This is a genomic window from Paludibacterium flexuosum (genome assembly GCF_037076605.1).
GTDB lineage: Bacteria > Pseudomonadota > Gammaproteobacteria > Burkholderiales > Chromobacteriaceae > Paludibacterium.
In genome coordinates, this window is record NZ_AP029060.1 from 1,230,533 (window position 1) to 1,254,036 (window position 23,504).

Annotated in this window: 24 protein-coding genes; 14 read left to right on the forward strand and 10 right to left on the reverse strand. The window is 63.4% G+C overall.

What is annotated here, in order from left to right; translation table 11 throughout:
* Positions 1 to 64 precede the first annotated feature (64 nt).
* Positions 65 to 799 carry a glutathione S-transferase gene (locus AACH39_RS05805; RefSeq protein WP_338621091.1) on the forward strand — a complete coding sequence of 245 codons (735 nt, stop codon included), beginning with the start codon at positions 65 to 67 and terminating at the stop codon, positions 797 to 799.
* Here AACH39_RS05805 and AACH39_RS05810 read toward each other — a convergent pair.
* The 7 genes from AACH39_RS05810 to phnF all read right to left on the reverse strand — a co-directional run bounded on the left by AACH39_RS05810 (position 781) and on the right by phnF (position 7,735).
* On the reverse strand, positions 781 to 2,478 hold the full coding sequence (locus tag AACH39_RS05810) for a putative 2-aminoethylphosphonate ABC transporter permease subunit (protein ID WP_338621092.1): 1,698 nt from the start codon (positions 2,476 to 2,478) through the stop codon (positions 781 to 783). The two genes, AACH39_RS05805 and AACH39_RS05810, sit on opposite strands and share 19 nt — an antisense overlap.
* Positions 2,472 to 3,572: a putative 2-aminoethylphosphonate ABC transporter ATP-binding protein gene (locus tag AACH39_RS05815; RefSeq protein WP_338621093.1), complete on the reverse strand. Its 1,101-nt coding sequence runs from the start codon at positions 3,570 to 3,572 to the stop codon at positions 2,472 to 2,474. Before AACH39_RS05815 ends, AACH39_RS05810 begins: the two co-directional genes overlap by 7 nt.
* A 92-nt stretch (positions 3,573 to 3,664) precedes the next feature.
* Positions 3,665 to 4,681 carry a putative 2-aminoethylphosphonate ABC transporter substrate-binding protein gene (locus tag AACH39_RS05820; protein ID WP_338621094.1) on the reverse strand — a complete coding sequence of 339 codons (1,017 nt, stop codon included), beginning with the start codon at positions 4,679 to 4,681 and terminating at the stop codon, positions 3,665 to 3,667.
* Positions 4,682 to 4,865: 184 nt separating this feature from the next.
* Entirely contained in the window at positions 4,866 to 5,666 is an 801-nt protein-coding gene (locus tag AACH39_RS05825) for a transporter substrate-binding domain-containing protein (RefSeq protein ID WP_338621095.1), read from the reverse strand.
* A 113-nt stretch (positions 5,667 to 5,779) separates the two neighbouring features.
* Positions 5,780 to 6,340 carry a phosphonate metabolism protein/1,5-bisphosphokinase (PRPP-forming) PhnN gene (gene phnN, locus AACH39_RS05830; RefSeq protein WP_338621096.1) on the reverse strand — a complete coding sequence of 187 codons (561 nt, stop codon included), beginning with the start codon at positions 6,338 to 6,340 and terminating at the stop codon, positions 5,780 to 5,782.
* Complete coding sequence (locus tag AACH39_RS05835) at positions 6,330 to 7,010, reverse strand: DUF1045 domain-containing protein (protein ID WP_215781939.1); 681 nt, start codon at positions 7,008 to 7,010, stop codon at positions 6,330 to 6,332. The genes phnN and AACH39_RS05835 overlap by 11 nt, the downstream gene beginning before the upstream one ends.
* Positions 7,010 to 7,735, reverse strand: a complete 726-nt coding sequence (phnF, locus tag AACH39_RS05840; protein WP_215781938.1) for a phosphonate metabolism transcriptional regulator PhnF — start codon at positions 7,733 to 7,735, stop codon at positions 7,010 to 7,012. The genes AACH39_RS05835 and phnF overlap by 1 nt, the downstream gene beginning before the upstream one ends.
* Positions 7,736 to 7,894: 159 nt before the next feature.
* Between phnF and phnG the strand changes: the two genes are divergently transcribed.
* From phnG to AACH39_RS05885, 9 genes are all read left to right on the forward strand, one after another.
* Positions 7,895 to 8,329: a phosphonate C-P lyase system protein PhnG gene (gene phnG / locus AACH39_RS05845; RefSeq protein WP_215781937.1), complete on the forward strand. Its 435-nt coding sequence runs from the start codon at positions 7,895 to 7,897 to the stop codon at positions 8,327 to 8,329.
* Positions 8,329 to 8,904, forward strand: coding sequence for a phosphonate C-P lyase system protein PhnH (phnH, locus tag AACH39_RS05850; protein WP_338621098.1), 576 nt, complete (start codon positions 8,329 to 8,331; stop codon positions 8,902 to 8,904). Before phnG ends, phnH begins: the two co-directional genes overlap by 1 nt.
* Before the next feature lie 3 nt (positions 8,905 to 8,907).
* Positions 8,908 to 10,005: a carbon-phosphorus lyase complex subunit PhnI gene (locus tag AACH39_RS05855; protein ID WP_215781935.1), complete on the forward strand. Its 1,098-nt coding sequence runs from the start codon at positions 8,908 to 8,910 to the stop codon at positions 10,003 to 10,005.
* Positions 9,998 to 10,843: an alpha-D-ribose 1-methylphosphonate 5-phosphate C-P-lyase PhnJ gene (locus AACH39_RS05860; protein ID WP_215781934.1), complete on the forward strand. Its 846-nt coding sequence runs from the start codon at positions 9,998 to 10,000 to the stop codon at positions 10,841 to 10,843. The genes AACH39_RS05855 and AACH39_RS05860 overlap by 8 nt, the downstream gene beginning before the upstream one ends.
* A complete protein-coding gene (gene phnK, locus AACH39_RS05865) occupies positions 10,840 to 11,613 on the forward strand; it encodes a phosphonate C-P lyase system protein PhnK (protein ID WP_215781933.1) in 774 nt (257 codons plus the stop codon). Before AACH39_RS05860 ends, phnK begins: the two co-directional genes overlap by 4 nt.
* 5 nt (positions 11,614 to 11,618) lie before the next feature.
* Complete coding sequence (gene phnL / locus AACH39_RS05870; RefSeq protein ID WP_215781932.1) at positions 11,619 to 12,326, forward strand: phosphonate C-P lyase system protein PhnL; 708 nt, start codon at positions 11,619 to 11,621, stop codon at positions 12,324 to 12,326.
* Positions 12,323 to 13,459 (forward strand): alpha-D-ribose 1-methylphosphonate 5-triphosphate diphosphatase, encoded by a 1,137-nt coding sequence (locus AACH39_RS05875; RefSeq protein ID WP_338621099.1) that lies wholly within the window; start codon positions 12,323 to 12,325, stop codon positions 13,457 to 13,459. The genes phnL and AACH39_RS05875 overlap by 4 nt, the downstream gene beginning before the upstream one ends.
* Before the next feature lies 1 nt (position 13,460).
* Complete coding sequence (locus tag AACH39_RS05880; protein WP_338621100.1) at positions 13,461 to 13,622, forward strand: hypothetical protein; 162 nt, start codon at positions 13,461 to 13,463, stop codon at positions 13,620 to 13,622.
* Between the two features lie 132 nt (positions 13,623 to 13,754).
* Positions 13,755 to 15,038: a ferric reductase-like transmembrane domain-containing protein gene (locus AACH39_RS05885; protein ID WP_338621101.1), complete on the forward strand. Its 1,284-nt coding sequence runs from the start codon at positions 13,755 to 13,757 to the stop codon at positions 15,036 to 15,038.
* 12 nt (positions 15,039 to 15,050) lie between these two features.
* Here AACH39_RS05885 and AACH39_RS05890 read toward each other — a convergent pair whose 3' ends face one another.
* Positions 15,051 to 15,668, reverse strand: coding sequence for a hypothetical protein (locus tag AACH39_RS05890; RefSeq protein ID WP_215781928.1), 618 nt, complete (start codon positions 15,666 to 15,668; stop codon positions 15,051 to 15,053).
* 101 nt (positions 15,669 to 15,769) lie between these two features.
* Here AACH39_RS05890 and AACH39_RS05895 point away from each other — a divergent pair, with 101 nt between their 5' ends.
* The 4 genes from AACH39_RS05895 (at position 15,770) to AACH39_RS05910 (ending at position 18,891) form a co-directional block, all read left to right on the forward strand.
* Positions 15,770 to 16,231 (forward strand): YhcH/YjgK/YiaL family protein, encoded by a 462-nt coding sequence (locus tag AACH39_RS05895; RefSeq protein ID WP_215781927.1) that lies wholly within the window; start codon positions 15,770 to 15,772, stop codon positions 16,229 to 16,231.
* Complete coding sequence (locus tag AACH39_RS05900; RefSeq protein WP_215781926.1) at positions 16,228 to 16,437, forward strand: SlyX family protein; 210 nt, start codon at positions 16,228 to 16,230, stop codon at positions 16,435 to 16,437. The genes AACH39_RS05895 and AACH39_RS05900 overlap by 4 nt, the downstream gene beginning before the upstream one ends.
* Before the next feature lie 14 nt (positions 16,438 to 16,451).
* Positions 16,452 to 17,468 carry a DUF1176 domain-containing protein gene (locus tag AACH39_RS05905; protein WP_215781925.1) on the forward strand — a complete coding sequence of 339 codons (1,017 nt, stop codon included), beginning with the start codon at positions 16,452 to 16,454 and terminating at the stop codon, positions 17,466 to 17,468.
* A gap of 118 nt (positions 17,469 to 17,586) precedes the next feature.
* Positions 17,587 to 18,891, forward strand: a complete 1,305-nt coding sequence (locus AACH39_RS05910; RefSeq protein WP_338621102.1) for an MFS transporter — start codon at positions 17,587 to 17,589, stop codon at positions 18,889 to 18,891.
* A gap of 62 nt (positions 18,892 to 18,953) precedes the next feature.
* On the opposite strand, the gene AACH39_RS05915 is transcribed toward AACH39_RS05910, so the two are convergent.
* Both AACH39_RS05915 and AACH39_RS05920 read right to left on the reverse strand, forming a co-directional pair.
* Positions 18,954 to 20,366, reverse strand: a complete 1,413-nt coding sequence (locus AACH39_RS05915) for an efflux transporter outer membrane subunit (RefSeq protein WP_215781923.1) — start codon at positions 20,364 to 20,366, stop codon at positions 18,954 to 18,956.
* A complete protein-coding gene (locus AACH39_RS05920; protein ID WP_215781922.1) occupies positions 20,363 to 23,503 on the reverse strand; it encodes an efflux RND transporter permease subunit in 3,141 nt (1,046 codons plus the stop codon). The genes AACH39_RS05915 and AACH39_RS05920 overlap by 4 nt, the downstream gene beginning before the upstream one ends.
* Position 23,504: the final 1 nt, after the last annotated feature.

Consider the following 23,504-nt stretch of genomic DNA (forward strand, 5'->3'; position numbering starts at 1 on the left):
ATCATAACAGCATGCGGTATAACAAGCTTTGCCTATCATCACATCTCAATAAGCGGCAAACACCATGATGAACCTGATCCAGTTTCCCTATTCGCACTTTTGCGGCAAAGCCCGCTGGGCGCTCGACTACAAGGGGCAGTCCTATACCGTGGAGAACCTGATTCCGGGCCTGCATCTGCTACGCACCCGCAGACTCTGCCCCAAGAGCAGTGTGCCGATCCTGCAGCATGACCAGACGGTGGTTCAGGGCTCTGCGGCCATCATTGACTATCTCGACGCGCATTGGCCCGAGCGGCCACTCACGCCACAGGATGCCGAGGCGGCCCGCCAGGCAGCCGTCTGGGAGCAGTTTGCCGAAAAGGAGATCGGCATCCATCTGCGCCGCTGGTTTTATTCCCATCTGCTGCACGAACGGCGCCATGCCCTGCCCTTTCTGCTGACCGGCGCCACCCCGCGTCAGGCGAAACTGTTGACACTGGGCTTTCCCCTATTGCGTCAGTTGCTGCGCAAGGGCCTGCACATCACCCCGGCCAGCAGCGCAGCCTCGCGTCAGCGACTGGAAGCCGCCCTTGATCGGCTGGATCAGGCCCTGCCATCCACAGAGGGCTATCTGGTCGGCGGGCAATTCAGCCGCGCCGATTTGTCCGTCTGTGCCCTGCTTGGCCCGCTGGTCGCGCCGGAGCAGGATGAAGCCAGCCTGGCGGCCCGACTGCCGGCGACCTTCCACGCCTGGCGTCAGACACAAAGTCATCGCCCCTGCTTCGACTGGCTGCGTCGCATTCATCGCGACGACCGCTGAGTGCCTGAGCGCACACGCTGCGCCAGCGCGCCCAGCAACACGGTCGCCAGCAGCGAGGTCAGCACCACCAGCGTCGACATGGCGGCTGCCGCTGCCGTGTCGCCGCTGTCATCCAGGGTAATGATCGACACAGCCGCCACGCTGTGGGCCGGACTCATGAGGAAGATCAGCGCTGACAAAGTGGTCATGGCAGAAACGAAGTAGAACCTGGCCACGTCCACCAGGGCAGGCAGGCAGACCGGCAGGGTCACACGCCAAAGGGTGACCCAGAAAGGGACCTTGAGCGAGGCGGCCACCGACTCGAACTCGCCATCCAGCTGCCGCAGGGCTGTGGTCACCGTCAGATGGGCCGTGGTGTAAAAATGGGCAATGGTGCACATCACCATCAGCGTCATGCCACCATAAAGCACATTCAACGGATTGGCCGGGTGGTTGAAAAAGAACACATAACCCAGGCCCAGCACCAGCCCCGGCACCGCCATCGGCAACATCGCCAGCAAACGCAACAAGGCGCGCAGCATCGGCGCCAGGGTCATTTTTTCGCAGACGTATGCCCCGAGAAACACCAGCATCGTTCCCAGTACGGCAGTCGCTGCCGCCATTTGCAGACTGTTGAAGTAGGCATGCCAGCCACTGCCATCCGAACTGGCGAATTGATAATGCTGCCAGGTCAGGGACAGGTTGTAAGGCCAATAGCGGATCAGCGAGGCGCCGACACCGACGGCCAGCAGTCCCAGCAAGGCACCGCTGACCAGCCACAGCAGCAAGGCGGCCAGCGCGTCGCGCCAGCGGTGTCTGGCCGGCTGATAGGGAGTCGAACGTGCCGTCATGCTTGCTTGCTGCCGGCGTGCCAGCTGGCGCTCGATACCGAAGGACAGCACTGCCGGCAACAGCAGCATCAGACCGATCACCGCCCCGCGCGGGAAGTTCTGCTGACCGATCACCTGCTTGTAGGCCTCGGTGGCCAGCACGTTGACATCGCCCCCCAGGACGGTAGGGACCCCGAAGTCGGTCATGACCAGGGTCGCCACCACCAGCGCCGCTGAAACCAGGCCATAGCGTGCACCGGGCAGGGTAATGGTCAGAAAGCGGCGCAGGGCGCCGGCCCCCAGCACCCTGCCCGCCTCGTACAGGCGACCGTCAGCCGAGGCCAGCGCGGTGGAAAGAATCAGCAAGGCGTAGGGAAAGGTATAAAAGCTTTCGCCCATCACCATGCCCCAGAATCCGTACACCGTGCCGCCAGGCATCCAGTCCTTGATCAAGCCCTGATTACCAAACAGATAAACAAGCGAAATACCAGGCATCAGGGAGGGCGCCAGCAGCGGCGACAGACCGATCAGTCGCCACCACCCCCGTCCCGGGACCCGGGTGCGGGTCAGCGACCAGGCAAAAGCAAAGGCCAGCGGCGTGACGATCAGGCAGACCGTCATGGCCAGCGACACGCTATGGGTGGCCGCACGCCAAAGACCAGGGGTATGCAGGACCTGCCACACATTGGCCAGACCGACAAAGCCGCCGTCACGATCCTGGACGGCGCGAGACAACAGACAGAGCAGCGGCAGACAGATCGCCAGGCTGAGCAGTAACAGCAGCACGGCGAGCAAGAGCTGCGCCAGCCGGGTTTCGGCCGGCATGGCACGCGCCAGGGATGGCCGCGATTTCCAGACGGCACTCAACATGCGGCCTCCCCGGCAAACACCAGCAAACGTGCCATCGGCAACTCGACCGGCACGATCTCTCCCGGCACCAGCGGCTGACGCTGCATCATTGATGGACACAGCTCGGCATGCAGCACCTGCCCCGGCATGCCTTCAGGTTGCAGACGCACCCGGGTCAGGGCGCCGGCAAAACTGACATCTTCCACCCGGGCAAGCAGGGTGTTCGCCGCACCATCCCACTGCGGCTTGATGATCACATCCTCTGGCCGCAGGAACAGCGTCAGATTCCGTTCTGGCGGCAGGTCCGCCTGCAGGTGCAGGGTATGGCTGCCCACGCTGACCGCCCCGTCCTGCCGCGCCGCGACCGGCAGCCAATTGGCATCGCCGACGAACTCGGCGACAAAGCGGCTGGCCGGACGCTGGTAAATCTCGGCCGGCGTGCCTACTTGTTCGATCTTGCCCGCCTGCATGACCACCACCCGGTCGGCCAGCGCCAGGGCCTCCTCCTGATCATGCGTCACCATCAGCGTCGTGACCCCCAGGCGCTTTTGCAGCCCCTTGAGTTCCTCGCGCAAGCGCTCACGTACTCGTGCATCCAGTGCCGACAAGGGCTCATCCAGCAACAACATGCCCGGGGAAGTCGCCAGCGCCCGGGCCAGGGCCACCCGCTGCTGCTGGCCACCGGACAGTGCGGCCGGCAGGCGCGGCTCGGCACCGGGCAGGCCGACCAGATCCAGCAGCTCGCGCACCCGCGCGGCAATGCGCGCCCTGTCACGCCGCGGCCTGAGGCCATAGGCAATGTTTTCTGCCACCGTCAGATTGGGAAACAGGGCATAACTCTGAAACACGATGCCGTAATCCCGCGCAGCCGGCGGTGCATGGGTAATGTCACGCCCCGCCAGTGCCACCTGCCCGTCGTCGGGCTGGTCCAGACCGGCAATCAGGCGCAGCAAGGTGGTCTTGCCACAGCCGGAGGGCCCCAGCAGACAGACAAACTCGCCCTTGTCGATTGACAGGGACACCGCATCCAGTGCGGTAAAGGCACCAAACCGGCGCGTCAGATTCCGCACGGTCAAATGGGCCGTCAAACGGCTCAAACCATCGGCAACTTGCATGCCGACCTCCCTCGCCCGGCCTGACAGGCCGCGCCACAAGTGGAAAAAGAGAGCGGGAGATCCCGCCCTCTGGCTGACACAGGCCACACAGCTCAGGACTTCGGCGCCGCCTTGCTTTCATAACGACGCGACCACTCCTGCAGGATGGCGTCACGGTGCTGGGCTGCCCAGCCGAAGTCATTCTTGATCAGACGCTTGGCATAATCGCCCGGCAGATTGGGGTTTTGCTGCGCCACACCCGGCATGGCCAGTACGGCATAGCTCTTCTGATACAGCTGCATGGCCGGCAGGCTGGCCGAGAAATCCGCCAGCTTCTTGGCGGCTTCAAGGTTTTTGGTGCCCTTGATGATGGCAGTGGCTTCCAGATCCCAGCCCAGACCTTCCTTGGGGAAGATCAGATCAATCGGCGCCCCCTGGCTCTTCAGCTCGGCACCACGATATTCAAACGAAATGCCGACCGGATACTCACCGGCGGCCGCCATCTTGCAGGGCTTGGAGCCGGAATGCACATACTGGGCAATGTTGTTGTGCAGCTGATCCATGTAAGCCCAGCCCTTCTTTTCTCCCATCAGCTGCAGCCAGGCAGACACATCCAGATAGCCGGTCCCGCTGGAGGCCGGATGCGGCATCACGATCTGCCCCTTGTACACCGGCTTGAGCAAATCGGCCCAGCTGGTCGGTGCCGGCAGATGTTTTTTGGCCGCTTCAACGGTGTTGAAACAAATGGTCGCCGCCCAGACATCCATGCCGGCCCATTGCGCCGGCTTGCTGCTGTCGATGAACTGACGACTCAGTTTGTCGGCCCCCTTCGGGGTATAGCCTTGCAGCATGCCCTGCTGCTTGAGGATCATCAGGCTGGTCGCGGCCAGCCCCCAGACCGCATCGGCCTGCGGATGATTCTTCTCCGACAACAGCCTGGCGGTAATGACGCCCGTCGAGTCGCGCACGAAATTGAGATCGACGTCGGGATTGACCTTCTGGAAAGCGGCCTTGTAGGCATCGACCTGATCCACCTCCAGGGCGGTGTACACCGTCAGGGTGCTATTGGCTTGTGCCATGGAGGCGGCACCCAGTGCCATGCCCAGCCAAACGGCCATCTGCTTTTTCATCAAACCGGCTCCTTGTGTTTAGACGTATAGACAAATAAACCGACACACTGACATCCATGGGTCAGATCATTTGCCGCTACCTTAAGGAGCAACGATTACAGAGTCATAAACCTTGAATGAAGCTTGTTTTGCGCGACTAGACGTCTGGAAAATCCATTGCCCAGTCCCCCGGGAGCGCTGCCGCTCATCGCTGGACAAAGCTATCCGGCACCCGGTCGAACACATGAAAGCGCGCCACCAGCCAGGGGTAGGCACCGGTGCGCCGCCATTTGGCGTAGGCCGCCGCAAACTGGCGTGCCAGATCCGGTCCATCAGCAGCATTCTTGAACGCGATATACATCGGATTGCCGCTGAATACCGCGCCCGGCACCTGCACCACCCGCGACGCGACATCCGGTATCTGCGGCTGCACCAGTTGCAGAGCCAGCGTCTCGGCCACGGCCACATCAATGCGCCGGGCCAGCAGCATATTGAATAATTGCGCCTGGGTCTGGGGGCTCAGATCGACCTTGCCGCCCGCGCTGATCGCATCACTGATCTCCTGGCCGAGAAAATAGCCACGCGGGGCACCAAAACGGAACTGCTGCATCATGCTGGCAACTGGCGGCAGATAACGGATTCGCCGGCGGTCATCACGCCGGACAAACAGGGTCACATGCTCAACATGCAGCTGATTCCCCTCCAGAAACACGGCAAACTTCTGCCGCTCCGCGGTCTTGCCCATATAGGTAACGGCATCCACCCTGCCGGTCGACAGCAGGAGCTGCGCCCGGCTCCAGGGCACCCGCACAAACTGTACCGACCATCCCAGATCAGCAGCCACCATCCGCACCAGTTCGGTATGAAAGCCGGTCAGATTGCCCTGCTCGTCCAGATATTCAAACGGGCGGTTATCGGCTTCTTCCATCGCGACCGTGAGCGTTTGCCCCCAGACGGCCAACGTCATCCACCCTGCCAGCAAAGCACTCCATGTCAGCAACCTCATGCTCGACCTCCCGCCGGACCCTGAGCTTGGTATAGATAATTCACCCGGCAACAGGCAATGACCATCGGATCAGCGGTCTGCACCGCGGCAGGGTCAGCAGGTCCGCCCCAGCGTCAATGCCAGGGCGCGCAGAGCAGACTTAACAACTGCTCGCCCCCCTGAGACAGGGTGCCATCATTGCGCAAAATCAGGCTGCCTTCTGGCGGGACAAACCCGGCCGCTTCCTGCAGGCGGCGCTGCACCGCCGCCTCATCCTCCCGACCGCGTGCCCGCAATCGTTCTGCCAGCACCGCCGGACTGGCCAGTACCCACAGCGGGGCCAGCGTCGGGAAATGCGCGGCCGCCAATGGCAAGGTGGCACGCGAACCATTCACCACCACGTCCAGCCCCTGTGCCAGCCAGGTTTCGACCTCCACTCCCAGTGCATAGGCCAGGCCGTGCCGACGCCAGCTCAGGGCAAAACAACCATGGCGCTCGCGACTGTCAAACTCGGCGGCCGACAGGGCAATGTGGTTCTCCCCCCCGGCATCGGCCGGGCGGGTGATGTAGCGATGAGCAAACACCAGCCGGGATGAGCCCGCCAGTTGCTGGCGGGCATAGGCCAGCAGACTGTCTTTGCCGGCACCGGACGGCCCGATGACATACCACAGACGGCCGGGAGACTCAGTCGACATCGCGCCATACCTCGCCATCGAAACCGCAATAAGCCCGGTAGCGCAGCGCCTGGCCGGCACCAGGCTCAACAAACAGCGCCAGCCCTGCCACCACCTGCTGCAGGTGAGGCGCGAAATACTGCCCGGCAGAGGCCTGCAACGCAGAGGCATCGGGGGCATCCTGCGCCATGCGCTCGCTCAGGGTCATATGAAAGCGAAATTGCTCGAAGACATAGGGATAGCCCCAGCGTGCATACAATTCGAGCTGCCGGGCGCTGAGCCCCTGGCGTTCGGCCAGTCTGGCCTGAGGGTCTCCCAGAGACTGAAGTTGCAGCACACAGGCCGTGGCCAACTCGCCCAGACGCGGAAGCGGCTGTGCAGGACGCAGGGAGAGAAAACCGTGCAGCCAGCCCACCTGCAGCGGCAGAGCGAAAGGCGAAAAACGCGTGGCCAGTTCGCTCACCGCTGCCACAAGTGTCGCCTCATCCACACCCGGGGCCGGTGCAAAGGGGGCCTTGAGCGTGCCATGCCAGCCATAGCGTGCGGCCGTGGCCGTCAGCGCGTGAGACAAGCCAGGCAAGGCAGGCTGCGTCACCACGCGCCCACTGGCCGCGTCATAGCCAAGCCATTGGCTGCCTGCCTGCCAGAATGCACTGTCTGGCGGCGGTGCATAGAAAATGGCGCAGCGCATCAGTGCTCGTCCTCCATGACCAGCTGCACCAGATCACCGTTGAAGCAAGTGATGCCATACTGAACCGGCTGACCGGCCGGATCGACGTTGAGGGATTTGACGTGCAGTACCGGTCGGTTTTTCGGGATGCCGAGATAGTCCACCACCTCCGGCTCCGGCAAACGGGCGGTGACCCGGGTAAAGCGCCGGGTATAGTCGGCCACGCCGAACTCGGCCAGGGTCAGCGTCACCGACCGCAGACGGCGGAACACCTCGGGCAAGCCGGGAAAACGCTCGGCCGGGAAAAAAGCCATCCCGAAATCAATAACACGTTGCTCAACCGTACTCAGCGTCTTGATGCGATACAGCACGGCACCAGGCGACACTCCGAGCAGTTCGGCCAGTTCGGCCGTCGCCGGCAGGGTGTCGGCCGCCATGATCTCCACCTCGGCACTCAGGTTCTGGCTGGCCATATTGCGCGAAAAACGCGTGCGCTTGCTGATGGCGTAGTCGATGGCATTGTCCTGAACAAAAGTCCCGCGCCCCTGCTCGACCCGCAACAAGCCCCGCTCCACCAGCGTCGCCACTGCACGGCGCACGGTATGGCGGTTGACACTGAAACGCTCGGCCAGCTGCAACTCGGTCGGCAATTGCGCGCCGGCCCGCAGCGCACCACTGGCAATCTCCTCGGCCAGACGATCTTCGATTTGCCGCCAGACAGCGACCCCACTGCCACGCTCTATCATTGCTTCACCCCCTCAGTCACCAGACATCCAGCCTGGCCACGAAAACGTCACAAAAGCTTCATCGACCCATGATGTTCAAAACGGCCTGCCGGCTATTATCATGCAGTCGTCTATACGTTTATATGAATTTTTCTTGAAATGGTGACGAGCCCTTCCATCATGCAGACACGACAACATTGGTTGGGCGTGCTGGCCAACAGCCCGCCTGACGATTTGCAGACCCGGCTGACACCCTGGCGGCAGCTGGCTGCCGCCCCCATCTGGTTGCGACGAGGCGAAACCGGCCTGGTGATGTTGCAGGGCCGGATCGGCGGCAGCGGAGCACGTTTCAACCTGGGCGAGATCAGCGTCACCCGCGCCAGTTGCCGCATCGGCACACAGACCGGACACGGCTGGGTGCGTGGCTCGGATGCCCATCATGCCGAACTGATCGCCATTGCCGATGCATTACTCCAGGACCCGCAACATCAGGCGGCCATACTCGATACCCTGATCACGCCACTGGCTCAGGCGCTACAGCAGCGGCGTGAGCAGGCCTCGCGCCAGGCGGCTGCCAGCAAGGTCGAATTCTTTACCATGGTCAGGGGGGAGTGATGCTGCATACCGCTTTCGAACAACCGGTCGATCAGTGTCAGCAGGTCTTCCGCGCCGTGCTCAGCGCGTTGGCCGAACCCCTGTTGCCCCGTCGCCTGCCCTGCCTGCCTCCGCCCCTGCCCGGATTGAGCGAGGCCAGTGCCGCCTTGCTGTACAGCCTGGTGGATCAGGAGGTCGCCGTCTGGTTGCCCCCCCTGCCTGCGGACACGCTGGAAAGCCTGCGCTTTCATACCGGCTTGCAGATCTGTCGCGATGTAGCCCAGGCGGATTTCATTCTGCTGACTCGTGGCTGCCCGCTGCCCGCGCTGACCGGGCTCAAGTCCGGCACGGCGGAATATCCCGACCGATCGGCCACCCTGCTGATCGAGGTCGAGCAGTTCAACACGCGGCAGATCGAGGGCTGCGGCCCGGGTATTCCGGCTTGCCGCCGCTTTGGCGCCGTCGGTCTGGCGGCGGATTTCTGGATCCAGTGGCAGCAGAACCATGCCCGCTTCCCGCGCGGGGTGGACGTGATCTTGCTGGCTGGCGAACACATTGCCGGTCTGCCGCGCAGCACCCGCATTCAGGAGGGCTGAACCATGTATGTCGCCGTCAAAGGCGGGGAAACGGCCATTGCCCGCTCGTGGGATCTGCTGGCGGCCAGCCGGCGCGGAGATCCGGCCGAAACAGAACTCAGTCTGGCGCAAATCCGCCAGCAGATGCGCCTGGCCGTCGCCCGGGTCATGCAGGAAGGCTCGCTGTATGACGAGCACCTGGCCGCACTGGCGCTGAAACAGGCGGCCGGCGATGTGGTGGAGGCGGTGTTTCTGCTGCGCGCCTTTCGCACCACCTTGCCGCGGCTGGCCACCAGCCTGCCGCTCGATACCGCCGATATGCGCGTCCGGCGGCGCATCTCCGGCACCTTCAAGGATGTGCCAGGCGGTCAGATTCTCGGCCCGACCGCTGATTACACCCAGCGACTGCTGGACTTTACCCTGGCCGATGCCACGCAGCCTGCTCCCTGCCCGCAGGCCGATGCACCGGTCGCCCACCCGCTGCCCAGCGTGCTGGACACGCTGTCCAGCGAAGGGCTGATCGAAGCAGAGCCGGTACCGGAAGGTGATCCGGAACCAGTCGACCTGACACGTTCACCGCTGATGTTCCCGACCGACCGGGCAACCAGGCTGCAAAACCTGGCGCGCGCCGACGAAGGCTGGTTGCTGGGTCTGGCCTACTCGACCCAGCGCGGCTACGCCGAAAGCCATCCCTTCGCCGGGGAAATCCGCATGGGGGAGATCAGTATCCGCGTCTGCCCGCCCGAGCTCGGTTTCGACATCGAGATAGGCGAAATCACCCTGACAGAGTGCCAGATGATCAACCAGTTTGCCGGCAGCAAGACGGCGCCACCGCAATTCACCCGTGGCTATGGTCTGTCTTTCGGCGAATCCGAACGCAAGGCCATGGCCATGGCGCTGGTGGATCGCAGTCTGCGAGCCGGCGAGCTGGGGGAGGACGGCCATGCCCCGGCCCAGCAGCAAGAGTTCGTGCTGTATCACAGCGACAACGTCGAGGCCTCCGGTTTCGTACAGCACCTCAAGTTGCCGCACTACGTCGATTTCCAGGCCGAACTGGCCCTGATCCGCACCCTGCGCCAGCAGGCGGCGGCCCAGCAACCGCAGGAGGATGGCCATGAATGACGGCCAATGGCAGTACAACTTCGGCTTTCTGGATGAGAACACCAAACGCATGCTGCGCCGCGGCCTGCTCAAGGCGGTGGCCATTCCGGGGTATCAGGTGCCGTTCGGCAGTCGCGAAATGCCCCTGCCCTATGGCTGGGGGACGGGAGGCATTCAGGTCACGGCCAGCATCATCGGCCGCGACGATGTGCTCAAGGTGATCGATCAGGGGGCCGACGACACCACCAATGCGGTCAATATCCGCCGCTTCTTCGCCCGCGTGACCGGTGTCGCCACCACCAGCCGCACGACCGAAGCCAGCCTGATCCAGACCCGGCACCGCATCCCGGAAACCCCGCTGCAGCCCGGGCAGATCATGGTGTTCCAGGTGCCGGAACCCGAACCGCTGCGGACGCTGGAAGCCTCCGAGGTCGAAACGCGCAAGCTGCATGCCCATCAGGAGTATGGCCTGATGCACGTCAAGCTGTACGAAGACATCGCCCGCTTCGGCCATATCGCCACCAGCTATGACTATCCGGTCCGGGTCAATGGCCGTTATCTGGCCTCGCCGTCGCCGATTCCCAAATTCGACAATCCCAAGCTGGATCGCAGCCCGGCACTGATGTTGTTTGGCGCCGGACGCGAGAAGCGGCTGTACGCCATTCCGCCCTGGACGCCGGTGGAGAGCCTGGCCTTCGACGACCATCCCTTCGAGGTGCAGCGCTGGCCCCATGCCTGTGCCTTGTGTGGCGCCGAGGACAGCTATCTGGACGAGATCGTCACGGATGATGCCGGTACCCGTCTGTTTGTCTGCTCGGACAGTGACTATTGCCAGCAACGTCAGGAGGTCACGCCATGAACATGCCGATACTGCAGGTCCGCGGCCTGAACAAGGACTATGGCAATGGTCAGGGTTGTTTCGATATCGACTTCGACCTGTATCAGGGCGAGGTACTGTGCATCGTGGGGGAGTCGGGCTCGGGCAAGTCCACCCTGCTGGCCACGCTGGCAGGCAAGCTGCCGGCGGATGGCGGGACTGTGCGCTTTCATGACCGGGATGGCGGCGAGCATGAGCTGACCACGCTGGCAGAAGCCGACAGGCGCCGGCTGGCACGCAGCGAATGGGGCTATGTCACCCAGCACGCCCGCGACGGTCTGCGCATGAATGTGTCTGCCGGCGCCAATGTCAGCGAGCGTCTGATGGCGCTGGGTCAGCGTCATTACGGTCAGTTGCGGACCACTGCCGGTGACTGGCTGGAGCAGGTGGAGATCGGCCGCGAGCGTCTGGATGACAAACCATCGGCCTTTTCCGGCGGCATGCAGCAACGTCTGCAAATCGCCCGCAATCTGGTGACACAGCCACGTCTGGTGTTCATGGACGAGCCGACCGGCGGACTGGACGTCTCGGTGCAGGCGCGCTTTCTCGACCTGACGCGCCGGCTGGTCCACGACACCGGCATCGCGGTGATCATGGTCACCCATGACCTCGGCGTAGCGCGCCTGCTGGCGCAGCGCACGCTGGTGATGCAGCGCGGCCGGGTGGTCGAGGCCGGGCTGACCGACCAGATCCTCGATGACCCGCAACACCCCTACAGCCAGCTGCTGGTTTCCTCGATTCTTCAGGCCTGATACCCATGAGCTTATTGATTGATGCCCAACACCTGAGCAAGACCTTTGTCCTGCACCAGCAGGGCGGGCTGCGCCTGCCCGTCTTGTCTGATGTGTCCCTGTCGGTTGCCGCCGGCGAATGTGTCGCACTCACCGGCCCCTCCGGCGCGGGCAAGAGCACTTTGCTCAAGGCCCTCTATGCCAACTATCTGGTACAGTCCGGCAAGATCGGCATTCAGCATGAAGGGCAGTGGGTCGACATGGCGCAAGCCCGCCCGGATCAGATCAGTGCCGTCCGCCGTCGAACCCTGGGTTACGTCAGCCAGTTCCTGCGCGTGATCCCGCGGGTCAGTGCGCTGGACATCGTCGCCGAGCCGCTCGAAGCCTGGGGCTGGCAGCGCGAGGCCGCCCTGGCCGAAGCAGCGCGCTGGCTGGCTCGGCTGCATATTGCCGAACGTCTGTGGCACCTGCCGCCGGCCACCTTCTCCGGAGGCGAGCAACAACGCGTCAACATTGCCCGCGGCATGATCGCGCCGCGACCGATTCTGTTGCTGGACGAACCCACCGCTTCGCTGGATGCGGCCAATCGTGCCGTGGTCATCGAGCTGATGCACGAGGCACGCCAGCGCGGCGCGGCACTGGTCGGCATTTTCCACGACGAAGCCACCCGAGATGCCATCGCCAACCGCATTTTCAACGTGCCGCTGGCACGTCAGGAGGAGCAAGCCGCATGAAGCGCATTCTGAATCACGCCCGACTGGTACTGGCTGACGGCATCATCGAGCGCGGTGCCGTGGAGATCGACAACGGCCTGATCAGCGCCGTCCATTCCCACCCGCTGGCAGAAGGCGAAGATCTGGGGGGCGATGATCTGCTGCCCGGTCTGGTCGAGCTGCATACCGACAATCTGGAAAAGCACCTGATGCCGCGCAATGGCGTGCTGTGGCCGGTCTTGCCCGCCGTCGTCACCCACGATGCGCAATGTGTGGCGGCCGGCATCACCACGGTCTTCGATGCGCTGTCGGTCGGCGACATGGAAGATGAAAGTGTCCGGCTGGATACCCTGCACACCGCCTTCGCCGCCATTGATCAGGGCATGCGCGAAGGGGTATTGCGTGCCGACCATCTGTTTCATCTGCGCTGCGAACTGTCCTGGCATGATCTGCTCGGCGAACTGAAGCTGCTGATCGACCATCCGGCTGTGCGCCTGATCTCGGTGATGGACCACACCCCCGGCCAGCGTCAGTACCGCGATCTGGCGCAATACCAGAAGTACTACGCCAAAAAGAATGTCAGCTGGAATGAAGCCACTTTCCTGCAGGCGGTGGCAGAGCGCCGCGAACGGCAGCAGCGCTACGCGGCACGCCACAAGCAGGCAGTAGTGGCCATGGCGCGGGAGCGGCACATCTGCCTGGCCAGCCATGACGACACGGATGAAACGCATATCGAAGAGGCACTGGCCGACGGTGTGCACATCGCAGAGTTTCCCACCACGCTGGCGGCCGCGGCGGCGGCCCGCCGGCATGGTCTGGTAACCGTCATGGGCGCGCCGAATGTGGTACGCGGCGGTTCCCACTCCGGCAATATTGCCGCCAGCGAACTGGCACGTGCGGATCTGCTCGACATCCTGTCTTCCGACTATGTCCCTGCCAGTTTGCTGCATGGTGCCTACCTGCTGGTGGCACAGGCCGGCTGGACGCTGGACCGGGCTGTGGCGACGGTCAGCCGCAACCCGGCACGCGCGGTGGCGCTGCAGGATCGGGGGGAGATTGCCCTCGGCCAGCGTGCCGATCTGGTCCAGGTTCGACCGCATGGCGATGTGCCGCTGGTGCAGCAGGTCTGGCGTCAGGGCAGAAAGGTGTTCTGAGATGCACCCGGTGACCGAAACGATTCAGCGACTGTATCAGCAACATGGCGGGCAATATGACGGCGAGGCCGTCAGCCAGGCCGATCACGCCATTCAGGGCGCCATGCTGGCCCGCGAAGCCGGCGAGCCCCGGCACGAGCCCGTCATGCCGCCCGAAATGTAAACCGCTTGCCAACAAATATTGCCATTGGCGCCTGTCGCAACATCTCGCAACATCGGCACCATCTTCCTCAGTTTCGCTTAAGTTTCGCTTGTTTGAATGCGCTCAAGATTGATTCGTACCAAGGCATTCATCATGAAGAAATACCCGCTTACCCTGTTGCTGGCACTGACCACCCTGCTGTTTGGCTGGGCCAGTCTGGCACAATCCGGCATCCCGGCCACAGTCTGGGCCTGGCGTAACCAACTGGTCCTGCTCAGCGGCATCCAGTTGATGGCCGTCATGAGCGCCGCCATGCTGCTGGCCACCCGCGCCGGCTGGCTGGAAAGCCGGCTGGGCGGGCTGGATCAGATGTATCGCCTGCACAAGCGCCTCGGGATCAGCAGCGGTGTCCTGCTGGCCGCCCACTGGCTGATCAAGCTCTCACCGCCCCTGTTGCTGGCGCTCGGCGCCGAACCCCTGATGCGTCATGGTCACCACGCCGGTTTTTCGCTGATCGGTCTGGCCCGGGAAGTCGGCAGCTGGAGTGCCTACGCCATGCTGGCACTGGTCGCGCTGGCCTTGTTGCGACTGGTACCGTACGGCGTGTTCCGCAAGCTGCATACCCTGTTCGCCCCCCTGTTCCTGCTCGGCGCATTTCATGGCGCCATCTTGTTGCCGCGCAGTTTCTGGCCGACGCCGATCGGCATCCTGTTTGCCCTGATGATGCTGGCCGGCAGTGTCGCTGCCGGCCTGGTTCTGGCCGGTCGTATTGGTAAGTCGCGCCTGCACCGTGGCCAGGTCGTGTCGGTCACCCCGCTGCCCGGCGAGCTGCTGGAAGTGGTTTGCCAGATGGATGCCGGCTGGCCGGGCCACCGTGCCGGCCAGTTTGCCCGCGTCACCTTTGACGCAGCCGAGGGCGCCCATCCGTTCACCATTGCCAACGGTGACAATGCCGCGCGACAACTGCGCTTCATCATCAAGCGCCTGGGGGACTACACCGGCAAGCTGGCGAACATCCTGCAAAGCGGTCACCCGGTGCAGATCGAAGGGCCGTATGGCCGCTTCCTGCCGGCCAGCAAGCCGCAGCGCCAGGCCTGGGTCGCCGGCGGGATCGGTGTGACCCCCTTCCTGGCCTGGCTGGACAACTTTGCCCGCCAGGGACGCAAGCTGGATCAGGTCGATTTCTATTACTGTGTGCAGGCCGAGCCGCACGCGGTCCAACTGGCACAGCTGCGTGCGCAATGCCAGGCGACCGGAGTACGGCTGCATCTGCTGGCCAGCGAACGCGGTGATCGTCTGCAGGCCGACATGCTGCCGGTGGTCGACAGTGTCTGGTTCTGCGGTCCGACGGCATTCGGCTCGGCACTGGCCGAGGGACTGGCCCGGCGCCGGGGCAAGAAGCCAAGCTTCCATGCCGAGGCCTTCTCCATGCGCTGATGACAGCCTGCCTCACAGCAGGACGGAATCGTCACAGTGATCGTTTTCCATCGCCGGCCGCCAGCCGGGGCTGGCACCATGCCCCAGCAGACCGGACCAGTCGCTGAAATGGAAACGCACTTCCTGCAGGCGCTCTCCACTGCACAGGAAACGGACGCTGGTGCTGGCGGCGGCATAGTCCGGCCGCAGCGCCGCCCGCAGGTCGGTCAGGGTAACCCGCTGGCCGGCATGCTGCGCCAGATAACGCCCCAGACTGCTGCGACTGACCTGTTCGGCCATCTGCACCATCTGGGAAAAATAGGCATGCGGCAGCATGCCGCTGCAACTGCCGTGCTTCTGCCACTCATGCTGCGCCAGGCCGTCCTGCACCCCCGGCATCCAGTGCGCCAGATCCGCAGGCAGATCTCCCTGATGCAGCGGCGGTGCGTGGCAGTTCTGCTGCCGGGGCCACAGACCATGCAGGGTGAGGTGATGGCTGGCGAAGTCGTCCACCACCCGGCATTGCTGCTTGCCGGCGTGCGTGGCACAAAAGCCCGGCGCCCAGCTCAGGGCCAGCACCCAATCCGCGGCCAGCGCCGGCAGGGAAACCGCCAGGGCGGTCCAAAACAATACGCGCCGAAAGGCTGACATGAGCAGGCTCCCTGTCTGGGCTATAAAAGAAGCCATTGTGCCCGTCGCACGGCGGACGGGCATTCGGCTAAAATGCCAGCTCACGGATTCGAGAACCTGCCATGTACTGCGACCATATCGACCATCTGGCCGTCTGCCCGCTGCCTGATGCCTTGCGCAATGCGCTGGGATTGCTGACTGACTTCGCCCTGCTGCCACCGGGGCATTACCCGATTGACGGCACTCGGCTGTTCGCCCTGGTGCAGGAAATGGAAACCGGCTACGCCGAAGAACGGCTGTTTGAAGCGCATGCACGCTATCTGGACGTGCAATATCTGGTCAGTGGCGTCGAACGCATTGGCTATCTGCCGCGCGGCAGCGAGGTGAGACTGCATGAAGACCGCCTGGAAGAGAGCGATATTGCGCTGTACGACAGCCCCCAGGCTGCCAGCGAGCTGCTGCTGACGCCGGGCATGTATGCCGTGTTCGAGGCCGGTGAATTGCATCGCCCCTGCTGTGCTGTCGCCAGCCCGGCACCGATCCGCAAGGTGGTCCTCAAACTGCGCCAGGGAGAAGTGGCATGAATACCGAAGCACGCCTGACTGAGCTGGAGGTCAAACTGGCCTTTCAGGATGACTTGCTGGACACGCTGAATCTGACGGTCACCCGCCAGCAGCAACAGATCGATCTGCTGCAGCAGCAACTGCGTCTGCTCTACCAGCAGATGCGCAGCAATGACCCGGGTCAGGACCCGGCCGGGCCGCAACACGAGATCCCGCCCCACTACTGAGCCAGGCCCCCGTCATGCACCGTCTGCCGACCCTTTGCCTCGCCGCATGTTGTCTGCTGTACGGCAGCGTGAACCACGCTGCCGTCACGGGGTTCAGGGACTGGACACTGTCCTGCGACAACATCCTGCACTGTGAAGCCAGTGGCTTTCAGCCCGAGGAACAAACCGCACCGGGGCATGCCGCCGGACTCTGGCTGGCGCGCGATGGCGGGCCAGGCAGCGGCCTGACCGGCAGGCTGTATCTTGATGTGCCGGAGGGGGCAAGTCTGCCGGGACAAGGCCTGACGCTAAAGGCCGGAACCTGGCTGCGCAGCGGCGTGGCCGCCGATCAATTCTTTACGGCGGAGCAGATGGCGCAAATGCTGCCGCACTTGCTCGATGCCCAGGTGATTGAGCTGAGCGCAGGCCGTCTGCACTGGCAAATCTCGCTGCGCGGTCTGAAAGCCGCCTTGCTGAAGATGGATGCCATGCAATCACGACTCGACACCCCCGGGGCGCTGGTACGCAAAGGCAGCAAGGCCGAAAACAGCGTTCCCAGGCCTCCCCTGGCGCCCCTGGTGAAGGCGTCTCCCCTCCCTGCGTCTCGACCGGACGACCCCAAGCTGATCATGCCGATTCTGCGCGCCACGGCGCGTACCGACTGTTCGGTCCCGCTGAACGACCCGGCGTTGCTGGCCGCCACCATCCATCGACTCTCCGCCTCGCGCGTGTTGCTGCTGGCCGCCTGTGACGCGGGGGCTTACCAGTCCACCTTCCAGGCCTGGCTGGCCAATGACCGCCCTCCTTATCGCCCGGAACCCGTGCGACTGCCGGATGTGGATGGTTCAGCGGGGCAGCTGACCGACCCGGCGTGGCAGACTGGTTTGCTGCGCTCGTATGCCAAGGGCCGGGGGATCGGGGACTGTGGCAGCCTCAGGGTATGGGCCTGGACCGGCCAGCAATTTGCGTTGCAGCACGCCAGTGATGCCGATCCATGCAGCGGCATTGGTGGCGGCATTCCTTTGCGAATATGGACATCAAGGCAGCAATAAATGGCGCTGCCCGTTTTTTCTTTCAGAAAAAAGGCATTTCCTACTCATATGGCATTCGGTTATCCTGATCTGATACGGCGCAGGACGCCGAACAATAATGATCATGGGACAAACAACAATGCCTTTCGACCATACCCGACCACTTAATCGCAGCGACTATCGCACCCTGGCACTGGCTGCCCTCGGCGGCACGCTGGAGTTCTACGATTTCGTCATCTATGTGTTTTTCGCCGCCATCATGGGGCAAGTGTTCTTCCCGCCGCACAGCCCGGACTGGCTGGTACAACTGCAGACATACGGCATTTTTGCTGCCGGCTACCTGGCACGTCCGCTCGGCGGCATCGTGATGGCCCACTTCGGCGACCTGCAGGGGCGCAAGCGCATGTTCACGCTGAGCATCCTGCTGATGGCCCTGCCGACCTTCCTGATGGGTCTGTTGCCCAGCTATGCCAGCATCGGCATCTGGGCCCCCTTGCTGCTGCTGTTGCTGCGCGTTCTGCAAGGCGCGGCCATCGGCGGCGAAATCCCGGGCGCCTGGGTGTTTGTCTCTGAGCATGTGCCGGGTCGTCGGGTCGGCTTTGCCTGCGGCACGCTGACGGCCGGTCTGACGCTGGGCATCCTGCTCGGCTCCCTGGTCGCCACGGTCATGCATGCGCGCTTCACGCCGGCCGAGCTGGTCGACCACGCCTGGCGCATTCCCTTCCTGCTGGGCGGGGTCTTCGGTCTGTGTGCAGTGTGGCTGCGCGGCTACCTGCACGAAACCCCGATCTTCAAGGAACTGGCAGAACAGCGCGCCCTGTTGGCCGAATGGCCGATGAAGCGGGTGCTGGCCTCGCATCGCGGTGCCATGCTGCTGTCGATGCTGGCCACCTGGCTGCTGACCGGCGGCATCGTGGTGGTGATTCTGATGACGCCTTCCCTGCTGGGCAAAATCCCGGAAATTGGCGCCGAGAAGGCCCTGCTGGCCAATAGCCTGGCCGTCGTCTGCCTGTCGATCGGCTGCGTGCTGGCCGGCAGCCTGACCGACCGCTTCGGCAATGGCCCGACGCTGCTGGCCGGCTCAGCGCTGCTGCTGGTCGCCTGCTACGGCTTCTACAGCCAGATTGCCGCTCATCCCGCGTTGCTGTTTCCGGGCTATGCGGTCCTGGGTTTGACGGTCGGCGTCATCGCCACCGTCCCCTGCATCATGGTCAAGGCCTTTCCGGCATCGGTCCGGTTCAGCGGTCTGTCGCTGTCCTATAACCTGGCGTATGCGATTTTCGGCGGTCTGACACCGATGGCAGTGGCCGTCATGCTCAAGAGCGATCCGCTGGCACCGGCCCACTATGTCGAAGCGCTGGCGGTCATGGGCATGCTGATCGGCCTGGGACTGAGCAGCTCGGCCCGCCGGATTGAGCCGCAGGGACTCAAGGCCAACAGCTGAAGACAGGCAGCAAAAAGCCGGACTGGAGAAAGACCAGTCCGGCTTTTTTCATTGCTCCGTCCTCAATTTGGTGAGGGGTTGGCCCCGCCACCAAGGACCTTGTACAAGGTGATGCGATTGCTTTCGCGCGCCAGCTTGACCCCGATCAGTTGCTGCTGTGCGGCATACAGGGAGCGCTGGGCATCCAGCTGGTTGAGCGAACCGTCGATCCCTGCCCGATAGCGGGCATCGGTCAGACGGGCAGTCTGGACCGCGCTGTCGGTATAGCGCTGTTGCGCCGCCAGCTGCTCCGCCATGCTGGCTCTCACCGCCAGCGCATCCGCCGCCTCGCGGAAGGCGGTCTGGATGTCTTTCTGGTACTGCGCCACATTGATGTCGCGCGAGACCTTGGCGACATCCAGCGAAGCGCTGAGCGCACCGGCATTGAAGATCGGCAGGTTGAGCTGCGGCAGGAAACTCCAGGTGCCATTGCCCCCTTCGAACAGCCGGCTCATGTCATTGCTGGCACTACCGGCACTGGCCGTCAGCGTGATGCTGGGGAAGAATGCCGCCCGGGCCGCGCCAATATTGGCATTGGCCGCCTTCAGGGCATGCTCGTCGGCCCGCAAATCGGGACGCGACAGCAGCACGCCGGAAGACAGACCGGAAGGCAGCTCGGCCAGCAGGGGCGGACCGTCAAAGCGTCCGGCGGGCGGCAGGGTCGCCTCATCCAGCGGGGCGCCAACCAGCAGGGTCAGGGCATTGCGGTCCTGCTCCAGCTGGCTGCGATAACTGGCCGCATCGACACGGGCACTCTCCATCAGCCCCTGCGCCTGACTGACATCCAGCTGCGAGCCAATCCCCAGCGCAAAACGTCGCTGGATCAGATCCAGCGATTGCCGGCGGCTGCGCAGCGTCTCTTCGGCCAGCTTGAGCCGGTCCTGGTCTGCCGCCATGCTCAGCCAGCCATTGACCACCTCGGCAATCAGGCTCAGCTGAGTGGCGTTGCGGGTTTCCACGCTTTGCAGCACGGTTTCCCGGGCAGCATCGGTCTGGTTCTGCAACTTGCCGAACAGGTCGATTTCCCAGGCACTAAAGCCTACGCCGGCATTGTAGCTGTGCGTAATGCGCGGACTGCCGCTACCGGTCAGATCCTGGGCAGTCTGGCTGTGCGAGCCGGCGGCCGTGGCACTGACGGCGGGCAGCAGGTTGGCGCGGGTGATGCCGTACTGGGCACGCGCCTTGTCGATATTCAGCGCGGCAATGCGCAGGTCGCGGTTATTGGCCAGCGCCTGGGCCACCACCTTGCGCAAGCGCTCATCCTGGATGAACGTCTGCCAGTCGAGGTCGACGCGCTGGGCAGTCGTGGTCTGGCCATAATCCGGCAGACTGGCCGGTACCGGTGCTTCAGGGCGCTGGTAATCGGGCGCCAGCAGCGAGCTGCACCCGGTCAGCAGCGCCAGGCTCAGCGCCACACTCAGGGATCGCAACTTCATGGGTTTTCCTCCTTGACGGTGGTGACCGTCGCCTGGCTGTGGCGGCTGAAATAACGGCGAATCTGCACAAAGAACAGTGGGATCAGGAAAATCCCCAGGATCGTCGAGGCCAGCATGCCGCCCAGCACCCCGGTACCGATGGCGTGCTGACTGCCGGAACCGGCGCCATTGGAGATGGCCAGCGGCAGCACCCCCAGACCGAAGGCCAGCGAGGTCATCAGAATCGGCCGCAGACGCAGGCGAGCCGCCTCCAGCGTCGCCTCGATCAGATCACGGCCCTGCTCCTGCAAGGACTTGGCGAATTCGACAATCAGAATCGCGTTCTTGGTGGCCAGACCGATGGTGGTCAGCAGCCCTACCTGGAAGTAAACGTCATTGGACAATCCGCGCAGCCAGGTCGCCAGCAGCGCGCCGACGACCCCGAGCGGCACCACCAGCATCACCGAGAACGGTACCGACCAGCTCTCGTAGAGGGCGGCCAGACACAGGAACACCACCAGCATCGACAGGGCATACAGTGACATGGCCTGCGATCCGGCCAGACGCTCCTGATACGACAGTCCGGTCCAGGAGTAGCCGATACCGGCTGGCAGCTTGGCCGCCAGTTTCTCCATGGTCTGCATCGCCACACCAGAGCTCAGCCCCGGTGCAGGCTGCCCCATGATCTCGACCGAAGGCACCCCGTTGTAGCGCTCCAGACGTGGCGAGGCGTAGGTCCAGTAAGCACGCGAGAAGGCAGAGAACGGCACCATGTCGCCACTGCTGTTCTTGACATACCAGCGTTTCAGATCATCCGGCTGCATGCGGAAAGGCGCATCAGCCTGCACATACACCTTCTTGGTCCGGCCCTTGTCGAGGAAGTCATTGACATAGGCACTACCCCAGGCGGTTGCCAGCACGCTGTTGACGCTATCCATCGACAGGCCCTGGGCACCCGCCAGCGTCTTGTCGACATCCAGCTTGTACTGCGGCGTGTCGTCCATACCGTTGGGACGTACGGCGACCAGGCCAGGCTCCTTGGCGGCCATCATCAGCAACTGATTGCGCGCCGCCATCAGCTTGGCATGCCCCAGCCCGCCCTGATCCTGCAGCTGGAAGTCAAAGCCGGTGGCATTGCCCAGATCCATCACCGCCGGCGGAGCAAAGGCAAACACCATGGCTTCGCGGATCTGCGAGAAGGCGCCCATGGCACGACCGGCAATCGCGTCCACTTTCTGGCTGGCCGCCTTGCGCTGATCCCAGTCCTTGAGACTGATGAAGGCAATACCGGTGTTTTGGCCATTACCGCCAAAACTGAAACCGGCGACGGTGAAGATCGAGTTGACGTTATCTTTCTCATCCACCAGGAAATGCTTTTCCACCTTCTTCAGGACATTGATGGTGCTTTCCTGCGTCGACCCCGGTGGCAGCGTGACCATGGAGAACAACACACCCTGATCCTCTTCCGGCAGGAAGGAGGTCGGCAAACGGACAAACAGCAAGGCCATCACGCCGACAATGGCCAGATAGATCAGCGAGTAGCGCGTGGAGCGCGCCAGCACGCGCCCCACCAGACTCTGATAGCGGGCGGTATTGCGGTCGAACATGCGGTTGAACCAGCCAAAGAAGCCGGTGTGATGCTTCTCGTGATCCTTTTCCACCGGCTTGAGCAGCGTCGCGCACAAGGCCGGCGTCAGGATCAGGGCCACCAGCACCGACAGCGCCATGGCCGAGACGATGGTGATGGAGAACTGCCGGTAAATCACGCCCGTCGAACCGCCGAAGAAGGCCATCGGCACGAACACGGCGGACAGCACCAGACCGATGCCGACCAGGGCGCTGGTAATTTGCCCCATGGACTTCTTGGTGGCCTCTTTCGGAGACAGGCCTTCCTCGCTCATCACCCGCTCGACGTTCTCCACCACCACGATGGCGTCATCGACCAGCAGACCGATGGCCAGCACCATACCGAACATGGTCAGGGTGTTGATCGAGAAACCCGCCACCGCCAGCACGCCGAAGGTCCCCAGCAGCACCACCGGCACGGCAATGGTCGGAATCAGGGTCGCGCGGAAGTTCTGCAGGAACAGATACATCACCAGGAACACCAGCACGATGGCCTCGGCCAGGGTCTTGATCACCTCGCGGATGGAGATCTTGACGAACGGCGTGGTATCGAACGGATAAACCGTCTTCATACCATTCGGATAAAACTTGGCCAGTTCGGCCACACGGGCTTCCACGCCCTTGGCCGTTGCCAGGGCATTGGCCCCCGTCGCCAGGGTAATGGCGATACCGGTCGCCGGCTTGCCGTTGAAGCGCGTGGCGTAGTCGTAGCTTTCCGCGCCGAGTTCAATGCGCGCCACGTCACGCAGCCGGACCGCGGCGCCATCCGAGCTGGTACGCAGCAGAATGTTGCCGAACTGCTGCGGCGTATGCAGCAGGGTCTGCGAGGTCACGGTCACATTGAGCTTCTGCCCCTTGACAGAAGGCGTGCCGCCCAGTTGGCCGGCAGAGACCTCGGCGTTCTGCGCCTGAATGGCCGCCGTGACATCCGCCGGATTCAGCTTGTAGGTATAGAGCTTGTTGGGGTCCAGCCAGACGCGCATGGCATAGGGCGCACCAAACAACTGCACACTCCCTACCCCCGGCACACGACTGATCGGATCCAGCAGATTGGTCGAGACGTAGTCGGACAGGTCGGTGGCGTTCATCGAACCATCTTCCGACACAAAGCCCAGCACCATCAGGAAGCTGGCGTTGGCCTTGTTGACGGTGATGCCCTGCTGCTGCACGACCTGAGGCAGGCGCGGCGTGGCCAGCGACAACTTGTTCTGCACCTGCACCTGGGCGATATCCGGGTTGGTGCCGGCGCTGAAGGTCAGGTTGATGCTGACGCCACCGGAGGAGTCACTGGTGGAAGACATGTACAGCAGACCATCCAGCCCCTTCATGTTCTGCTCGATCACCTGAGTGACCGTGTTTTCGATGGTACTGGCCGAGGCACCCGGGTAGGAAGCCTGAATCGAGACCTGAGGCGGCGCGATGTTCGGATACTGCGACACCGGCAGCCCGGTAATCGCCAGCATGCCGGCCAGCATGATGATAATGGCGATCACCCAGGCAAAAATCGGGCGATCAATAAAGAACCTTGCCATG